Source organism: Methanosarcina spelaei (assembly GCF_002287235.1).
Lineage (GTDB): Archaea > Halobacteriota > Methanosarcinia > Methanosarcinales > Methanosarcinaceae > Methanosarcina > Methanosarcina spelaei.
The window spans coordinates 1-8,754 of sequence record NZ_LMVP01000087.1 but is presented as its reverse complement, the minus strand read 5'-3'; the positions used below and the strand labels follow the sequence as shown (position 1 = coordinate 8,754).

Below are 8,754 nucleotides of genomic sequence, written 5' to 3'. Positions count from 1 at the left end.
TGGCGCGGACATACCCCGTTGCTTGCAGCGGGGTGCGCCAGCGCAACTTTGATTTTGAGACAGTTCCTAAGCTGTTTTATTTGAGATTCAAGACTCTCAATGTAAGTTGCAATAACTTCAGGATTTGAAGTACACAGAGCAAGAATCTCTTCACGTTTCATCAAAGATAGAAATAACTCATTGTAAATCCAATTTTTCCTCGAAAAGAGGAAAAATTGTGTAGCCCTAAAAAGGCTACCTGAATAGTAACAAATTCTTTTTTATTCTCAGTTTTTCACTTATGCGGTAATCAAGCATAGAAGGCTCTTTATCATAGAAGGCTTTTTATGAAAGTCTAGGAGAATTTCGAAGCTTGTTAGAGTTCGGCTTGAACGCAGACAGGTGCTACATAGTTTACCACCTGGAGAGCAGTACTTTCAAGGAAGGTTCGGATACTCCAGGGAATCTTATCCAGGGTACTGGAGGCAAAGTTAAGGCTGCCTACAATTTCTCCTCTATACTTCAGAGGGATTATGGCAATAGCTTTTATTCCTTCTTTCTTTACTGCATCAACCATTGTATCTGAGTAGAATTCCAGTGAGTATATGGGCTTTCCAATTAAAATTTGCCTTGCTTCTAAAGAATCTGCCTTATATCTGGAAACCTTTTCTCTAAATTCAGGGGAAATTCCCCTATCTGCTACCAGGTTTATCTGGTCCAGGAGTTCATCCTTGAGGTATATGAATCCTGCATCGAGTCCGTGTATTTGAAGACAGGAATCAAGAACCAGGTTGAGCATTGTCTGGAAATTCCAGGTACTGCTGAGTTCTGTCCCTAGTTTTCGCTGGATCTCAAGCATTTTCTGGGCCTCTTTTCTTTCGGTAATATCAACTACAAGACCCTGGAAATGAGTTGCTTTTCCGTCATTGTCTCTCTGAATAAATGCTTTTTCATCTACCCAGAGCATTTTTCCGTCCCCTGTAAAGATTCTGTATTCAACGTCGAAAGAGTCCTGTCCCTCTGTAATGTTGCGATTGAGAATTTCAATAACTGAGTCTATATCATCCCTGTGAATGATGCTTTTATAAGGTATTTTCCCTGAGGTAAAGTCCTCTACCTTATACCCAAATTGAGTCACGTTTTCGGAAACGTATATGGTTGGCAGGTTTTCTTTGTTTTCCCATAGAAAAGCTACTGCCTGGCTGTTGTTTATTATGGTTCTCAACATTTTTTGAGTCTCTAAAGACTTTCTGAGAGCTTCTTCGCTCTTTTTCCTCTCAGTTATATCCAGTACAAGCCCTTGAAGGTGAGTTACTTCTCCGTCAGGATTCCGCTGGATAAACGTCCTCTCATTTACCCAGTGGAGGTCGCCAACCTTTGTAAAGATTCTGTACTCTATATTGAAGTCAACATCACCTCTCCGGATATGGTCTTCAAGTGAATCCTTAACTCTCTTCAGGTCATCGGGATGAATAATATCTCCGTACAGGACCCTGCCTGAGATAAAGTCCTCAATTGTATATCCAAACCGGACAACATTTTCAGAGACAAACTCTGAAGGCCATTTTTCTTCGTTTTTCCAGAGAAATACTACTGCATGACTATTATTCACAACTGTCCTGATTATTTCCTGCATCTCAAGGACAGAAAGTAAATCCACAATCCCTATTGCCGCAATAACCTTTCCGTCCTCTGAGAAGATGGGAGAAACAGCTACATTCCTGCCCAGATACGTGCCTTCTTTGGGAACTCCACGTATGGTTTTGCCGGTCCTGAGCACCTCTTCGAGTACAGGGCCTGTATAATCCCTGTCAAGGATTTTACCTTTCTCCAGGCGAAGTCCATTTCTATTGAGGCTACGGATAGTAGTTGGAAGCCCAACAAGAGAATGCACTGCGATAGCTATTGACTCGAGTTCATCAGATCCTGCATCTTCAGATATTTGAGAAGTAATTCTTTAACCCCCAGGAAAGATTTTGATATTTTTATATAACTACAACTAAAAGATTGAAGTTTTTATCAAGAAAAAGTAAGAACCAAGCTTTTTTCCAGCCTTACTTTTCCCTTATTTTTAGTACTCTTTTGATGGTTGAGCATATTCTAAAAACTGATTTAGCCTAATTAATGCTGCTAACATTATAGCTCTAATATATATTAATTCCTTTATTTATTGGACTTACTTTCTTTTTTTCTTTCTATTTCTTGTGCTTACTGGTATACTGGACTTTACTCTTCTTCTCTGGTTTTCGCTCCTGCTATGTACAGTTAAATACTGTATCAATGTGTTTCATGTTTCCGCAACTGGTTTCAGGTTAATTCAAAATACCGTTTCAACCCAGGTATTATCGTACTTCTAAAAATGGATAATTGGACATTATAATATGAAAAGTAAATTCTTAAAAGTACAAAATAAAAGAGCTACATTGTTATCTGTATTTTTATTTATATTCCTGTTTAGCAGATTGACTTGTTTAGCTACTGCTGTATCTACTGAAATTATAAATAAAAATGAATCTCAGATAGACAATTTTAATGATAGGGGATGGCTTGAAGAATGTATTAATTTATCTACAGATGAAAAAATCGAACTAGGAAATTATATCATAAGCTATAATTGTGATTTCCAAAAAAACGGGACCGATTTTATTGAGCTGGTTACGTTTAATCAAAAAGTCGATATTGAAGGCTCTGAAAAGCTCTACCAACTGAAATCTTTTAGTGGGCCTAAAGAAATTGGGGAGCTCAAAAACAAAATTATTTTCTTAAATTCATCAATTGCCGTCAATGTCAATGATAAAGGGGCTGGTAAACTTAAATTAAAAATTTGGTCAAAAACGGATGTTTTTTCTGAAATCAATATGTCAACAACTGCTCCTGAGTTTCTGCTTATCTCTCAGGGTGAAACTGTTAATATTCCTCTAAAAATTAATAATAGTGGTTGTATAGAAGAATTAGTTCGCCTGGAAGCAAGTAAGTCTGAATTTTACACTCATAAGTTTACTTACGAAGACTATCGAATTAATAAAATAAAGTTGCATCCAAATGAAACAAAAGATGTTAATGTTGAACTAAAAATCGATAACGATTGTACTCCAGGAGAACATAATTTTACTATAAACGCTTCTGGTAGGTCATCAACTGTTTTAATTTTCCCTTTCATTGTGGAAGAAAATTCCAGTAAATCTATTGAAAAACTTGCCATACAATTATCAAAAGTCTATGTTTCAGGCAAGGCCGGATCTGAAATTGTCGTACCTGTAAGGATCTTTAATTCCGGTGATGTAGATCTGAAGGATATTGGACTTGATATAAAATCACCAGTGGATAGCTGGGAGATCTATGTTTCTAAGAAAAAAATTGATCTTATTGAATCAAAAGAATATGAAACTGTTGACCTGACAATCCGCATACCCTCTGAAACTGAAAGCGGGGACTATTTTGTGAGTATAAAAGGAGTAGCTGATAATGTAGAGACGGAAGAAACGAAATTACGAGTTAATGTAAAATCGCAATCAAATTCAGCCTGGACTGGAATAACAATTATCGTTTTAGTAGTTACAGGTTTGTTTTTCGCATATAAAAAGTATGGGAGAAGATAAACATGGAGAAAATTCTTGAAATCCATAATATCACCAAGAAATATGGCGATTTAACAGCAGTGGATGACGTATCGCTTGATATATATGAAGGTGACTTGATCGGGCTTCTGGGGCATAATGGGGCAGGTAAAACGACGCTTTTTGTAATGCTTGCAGGATTGACCATGCAGACATCAGGAAATATAAAAGTTTGTGGTAAAAATATCGAAAAAAATATGATGGATTTAAAAAAGAACATAAGTTTTCTTCCTGATAACACCCTTTACTATGAAAACTTAACCGCAAAACAAAACCTCGAATACTTTTCTGAGCTTGCGGACGCCGATAAATCCAAAGTACCGGAACTTCTTGAAATTGTCGGTATGAGCAAATGGGCAGATAAGAAAGTCGGTGAGTTTTCTAAAGGAATGACACAAAGAATCGGCTTTGCACAGGCCCTTGTTAAAGACCCAAAAGTAATTTTTCTAGACGAACCCACATCAGGACTGGACCCAAAAGCTCGAATAGAAATGAACCTTCTTCTTAAAAAATTAAACGAGAAAGGGATCGCGATAGTAATCTCTTCTCATGTTTTGTCAGAGATCAAAGATATCTGCTCGAAAATTGCCATTATGAAGCAAGGGAAATTAGTAGCATATAACACACTTGAGAATCTTTGCAAACAGGAAAAGAGTAATAGTATACTTCTTGAAACAAAAGACGTTGAAAAGACAGCATCAATTCTCAAGTCAATAAAAGATATCTCATTTTTTCAACAAGATGATGTATTCAAAATCACATCTGAAACAGACATTAGGGAATCTCTTGTCTCTATACTGAATGAAAATCACGTGCCTGTTCTAACTCTTGAGTACGAGAAAGAAGATTTGTACGATATTTTTGAAAAATATTACCAGGTGGCTTAAATGAACAACAATAAAGTCGCAGTAATTGCAAAAAAGGAGTTTTTTGATAGTATAAAGAGTAAAACATTCCTGACTATATTTGGAATATTTTTATTGTTAATGTTAGTATCTTCTGTTATGGGTATCAACAATTATAACAAGCAACTTGACCAATATCAGAAATCTCAGGTTGAAAATCAGAACCCAGATAAAAATAGCGTTTTCACTGACTTTCCCGAGCCAAAACTAACAGCGGTAGTATTTCAGGAAATGGTGACAAATATAGGAGTAATAGGGGCAATACTGGCAATAATTCTCGGATATAATGCAGTTTCAGGAGAGAAAGAAAGAGGTAACTTGAAATTAATCCTGTCTTATCCTCTGTACCGGGAAGATGTCGTTAACGGCAAATTCTTTGGGAAGATTGGAATACTAATATTAACACTTGCTATCACATCCATACTTTCAATCGCTTGCGCGCTAGTTATGGGAGTGAACTTAACAGGATCTGACCTTATTGCTATAGCACTGTTTATGGTAATATCAACACTTTATCTCATTACTTTTTTAGAAATAAGTATCTTTTTTTCAACAGTATCTAAAAGCGGGACGAGTTCCATACTTTACTCATTCATGTTTTGGATATTAAGTACAATGATAATAACTTCTTTTTCGGGTGTGGTTGCAGATGCAATGGTTCCAACAGATGATACGGCTTTTTATGGTGGGAAAATATCTTCCACTAATTCCGTTAGTATCGTAGTTAGTGATAATGGTGAGACAAATTTAAGTGAAGATGGTGGAGAAAGCACATTTGAGAAATATCAAAAAAAATGGAAGATTCAAAATACGATAGAATCTTTAATATCGCCGACTCAAAATTATGAGCAGGTTGCCAGTGCTATTTTAGGAAATGATTTTGTAAATAGCTTGACAGAATCCGATTCCTCACAGAATGAAATCGACATGTTCGAAACTATATCGGGAAAAATGAGCAACATTATTACAATGCTTGTGTGGGCAATAATTTCGCTTGTAGGAACATATGTGGTCTTTATGAGACAGGATATAAGATGAGTTAAAACAAAGATGGATGGTATTGAAGGTTCTGGAACCATTCGAATTTCGCAAATTTATTATACACAATTGAAGGAGAAACGATCGTCTATAAATACACACATATCCGTGTATGCATTTTTATATAGTAATCATGTCTATAAATATATACACATCTTGTATATATTTTTTATTTAGTAATATATTATTTTGATCTGTAAATTCAGACTTCTTTGATAATTTAAAAAATATGAATTCTAAGCACTTATTAAATATTATAATGCTAAACTCACCTGAGAGATGATTTCTTTATGAAAACGTATAAAACTAATGCAGTAGCCTTTTTGCTGGTAATATGTATAGTTGCTATTGCACTTGGTTATGCGGGCAGTAAGAATATTCCGGAGGAAAAAGCTACCTTTGTTACTGTAGAAGCAAATTCTACTGGAGTTGTGATCCCACAGTATCTTATCACCAATGAAGTGAAAAATATATTATCAGAGATTAATCGTAAATATCCTGATCGTGTTTTACTTGGTGATAAGCAGGTAACATTGATAGGTTCCAAAACAGTAGATTCTTTTAATGAGTCTATAAATAAAAATAGTATCGACTTTGATTGGAACGCAGTATATCCATTCTATGAGCTAGAAACCTCGCTTGTTACGGATGGTCCCTACCTTGTATACACTTCAACACCATCTAATTCGGTAACTATCTCTTATGATGATCTGGAAAAAATACTAAACGGTGACAATGAGACGGTTTCATATTACAGAGATTTGTTGAATAACAGTAAACATGAAAATAATAGCGCATATGGTTTTTCTGCAGACGGAAATTTTTCTGCAGTCTCTGTAGTTTTAGTCAAAAAAGATAATTTGTCTGTTTCAGCCGATAAAGATAATTCGTCTCTCAAGTACAGCGAAGCGGTTATGACTGTTAGTTCATCGGGGAATTACAGTGAATAAGAAAGAACTGGCATATGCAATAATTCTTGCAGCATCATTGTTTTCCCTCTCTTTGCTCCTCTTTTCTCAAGGGACAACAAGCCTTTCTGTCTCTCTGATTGATGGGCAGCCATTTGCCGTTGCTGTCCCTACAATGTTCACGATGAATAAAGTAATTATCATGATCGGTCTGGCTTCTATAGGAACTTATAGTCTAACTATGCTCACTACCAGTATAGGAATGGTTCAAAATATAACAACTCCGGCAATTGTAGAATCAGCAATTGAAAATCAGCTTCCACTCTATCATGAAGAAGATTGCCCAGGTAAAGTAGGCGGTAACGATACCGTTCAAGAAGAAGTCGAAACTCCTGGAGAACTCGAACTTGACTTTGAAAAAGCAATATCATTGCAATATAAAGCTGATAAACCTCCGTTTTATGAAGCTAAACAATTCTCATTTAATAAAGCTGAACACAAAAGGAAAATCGCATCTGATCTGCTAGATGGAGATGAAAGAAAAATATATCTAATAGTTTACGAAAAAAAACAGATACTACAAAGCGAACTTGTACTTGAATCCGGTCTTTCAAAAGTAAAGGTAAGCAGGTTGCTGCAAAAACTGGAAAACAAATCACTTCTGATAAGAAAACCTTATGGTAATACCAATAAGGTAATAATTATGGAATAAATTTGAACAATAATGAAGTTTGCAGGTTTTACCTTGAACTATTGGTAAGAAAAAAGGATGTGCTCACGTTTATAAAAATTCCGGTTATTATGGGAAGTTCTCAAAAAGGCAATACTTCTCGAGATTTAATTTAATCCAGTTGTTAATTCGGTCGTTATTTTTACTTAGTATTTAAAAATTAGATTATAGTCCTGAGCGGATTCGAACCGCTGTCCCGGGCTCCAAAGGCCCGAAGGATTGACCACTACCCTACAGGACTGCATGTTAAAGCTTTTACTTATAGATTAATTCTTGTACTTAATTATTGTGCCAGACCAGGACTATTTTATGTTAATTTTCCAGAAATATTCTTTTTCCCTTTACTCCACTTTTTAGTAGTTTCTTGTTAAAACTATTTATGCCTTTACATTTCTCGATAAAGTTCTTTTTTAGCTTTAAAATATTTGCCATGGGACTATTTTTCATTAACAGGTAATTTTTTAGATAATTAATTTAAAATAATTTATTTCATTATTATATTGTGGAGCTGGAAGAGAAAGGGTATGGTTGAATAGCGAAGTAGCGGATTGTGACAGAATTGCTCGGAAGCTGACGGTTCTTGCTTCAGGATAATGTTAGATGGGCATACTTCTGAAGCAGCTGTATTGGGGGATGCAGCAGAAGGGCCGAACTGCTTTCGAGCTTCTTACTTAGTTGAGGTGTATTTTTAAAAATATTTCTAGTTTTTGATTATTGAAGAAAAATGATGATTTCAAACTTGACCGAAATTGCTATTTTATTTAAAGAGCGCTATTTTTATTTGCAGAACGTTGTTACTTTATCGACAGAAAGCAACTATCTTTATAATTTTTAAATTATTATATAGACCTATTAGGTCTATTAGGTCTATTAGAAGTGCATGGTAAATTTAACGGTTTTTCAATCGAAATTAACTGGCGCTGCTAAAAATTGGAATATATAAAGTTAGCATACAGACAAAATTTATTCCTTGTAATGTAGGATACGTTTTTCATTTAAAATATTACTTATTTTTTACTTATTTTTAAATTAATTATCACTTTTTTTTAACAATAATTATCAATTTTTTAATTATTATTTTTTCTTTATTTTCATAAAGTATCACAACTGAGCTTATATTAGTAGAATAACTTTATATGATTAACATATATAGTTTCTTTTAACTTTAGTAAACATTATTTGAAAAGTCACACCATATTTAGGAAGACTGATACGTAAAAGCTAGAATTGGAGAAAAAATTACTAATAACAATTACACTTTTGAAAAAGATAATATATATTGAATTCGTATAGCATTCTAGCAATGCTATAACATCTGATAGAATTGCTAATATTCAATCTGTTTAAAAAATAAGAGGGGTATAGGCTTAAATTTTACATATTGTTAATCAGAAGCGAAGATCCTATTTTGGATGTTAAGCCCCGATTAGCTCTCGAAATGTAATAAAATAGTGGGTTGATATAAGTGAAAGCTAGCGGACTCTTAAGCATTCTCACCTTTTCAGAAAAAAGGAAGGACATTTTATTTCAGTCGAATACCCCGCTAGCTTGCTGCGGGGATGGAAAACTTCCCCGGT

General features: G+C 34.8%; 6 protein-coding genes and 1 tRNA gene. 5 read left to right on the top strand and 2 right to left on the bottom strand.

Going from position 1 to position 8,754, the window contains the following annotated elements:
• Positions 1-355: 355 nt before the first annotated feature.
• Positions 356-1,873, bottom strand: coding sequence for a PAS domain-containing protein (locus tag ASJ81_RS06205; protein WP_170943218.1), 1,518 nt, complete (start codon positions 1,871-1,873; stop codon positions 356-358).
• Between the two features lie 487 nt (positions 1,874-2,360).
• Here ASJ81_RS06205 and ASJ81_RS06200 point away from each other — a divergent pair, with 487 nt between their 5' ends.
• From ASJ81_RS06200 to ASJ81_RS06180, 5 genes are all read left to right on the top strand, one after another.
• A complete protein-coding gene (locus ASJ81_RS06200) occupies positions 2,361-3,578 on the top strand; it encodes a COG1470 family protein (protein WP_141241603.1) in 1,218 nt (405 codons plus the stop codon).
• A 2-nt stretch (positions 3,579-3,580) separates the two neighbouring features.
• Positions 3,581-4,483, top strand: a complete 903-nt coding sequence (locus ASJ81_RS06195; protein ID WP_095643732.1) for an ABC transporter ATP-binding protein — start codon at positions 3,581-3,583, stop codon at positions 4,481-4,483.
• Entirely contained in the window at positions 4,484-5,539 is a 1,056-nt protein-coding gene (locus ASJ81_RS06190; RefSeq protein WP_095643731.1) for an ABC transporter permease, read from the top strand.
• A 290-nt stretch (positions 5,540-5,829) separates the two neighbouring features.
• The gene (locus ASJ81_RS06185; protein WP_095643730.1) at positions 5,830-6,489 is read left to right on the top strand and encodes a hypothetical protein; all 660 of its coding nucleotides are present in this window, start codon (positions 5,830-5,832) and stop codon (positions 6,487-6,489) included.
• Positions 6,482-7,159, top strand: coding sequence for a helix-turn-helix transcriptional regulator (locus ASJ81_RS06180; RefSeq protein ID WP_095643729.1), 678 nt, complete (start codon positions 6,482-6,484; stop codon positions 7,157-7,159). The genes ASJ81_RS06185 and ASJ81_RS06180 overlap by 8 nt, the downstream gene beginning before the upstream one ends.
• 186 nt (positions 7,160-7,345) lie before the next feature.
• Here ASJ81_RS06180 and ASJ81_RS06175 read toward each other — a convergent pair.
• Positions 7,346-7,418: transfer RNA gene (locus tag ASJ81_RS06175), tRNA-Gln, on the bottom strand.
• Positions 7,419-8,754: the final 1,336 nt, after the last annotated feature.

Coding starts and splice junctions, on each gene's coding strand:
- ASJ81_RS06200 (WP_141241603.1), top strand. CDS start 2,361: ATGAAAAGTAAATTCTTAAAAGTACAAAATAAAAGAGCTACATTGTTA.
- ASJ81_RS06195 (WP_095643732.1), top strand. CDS start 3,581: ATGGAGAAAATTCTTGAAATCCATAATATCACCAAGAAATATGGCGAT.
- ASJ81_RS06190 (WP_095643731.1), top strand. CDS start 4,484: ATGAACAACAATAAAGTCGCAGTAATTGCAAAAAAGGAGTTTTTTGAT.
- ASJ81_RS06185 (WP_095643730.1), top strand. CDS start 5,830: ATGAAAACGTATAAAACTAATGCAGTAGCCTTTTTGCTGGTAATATGT.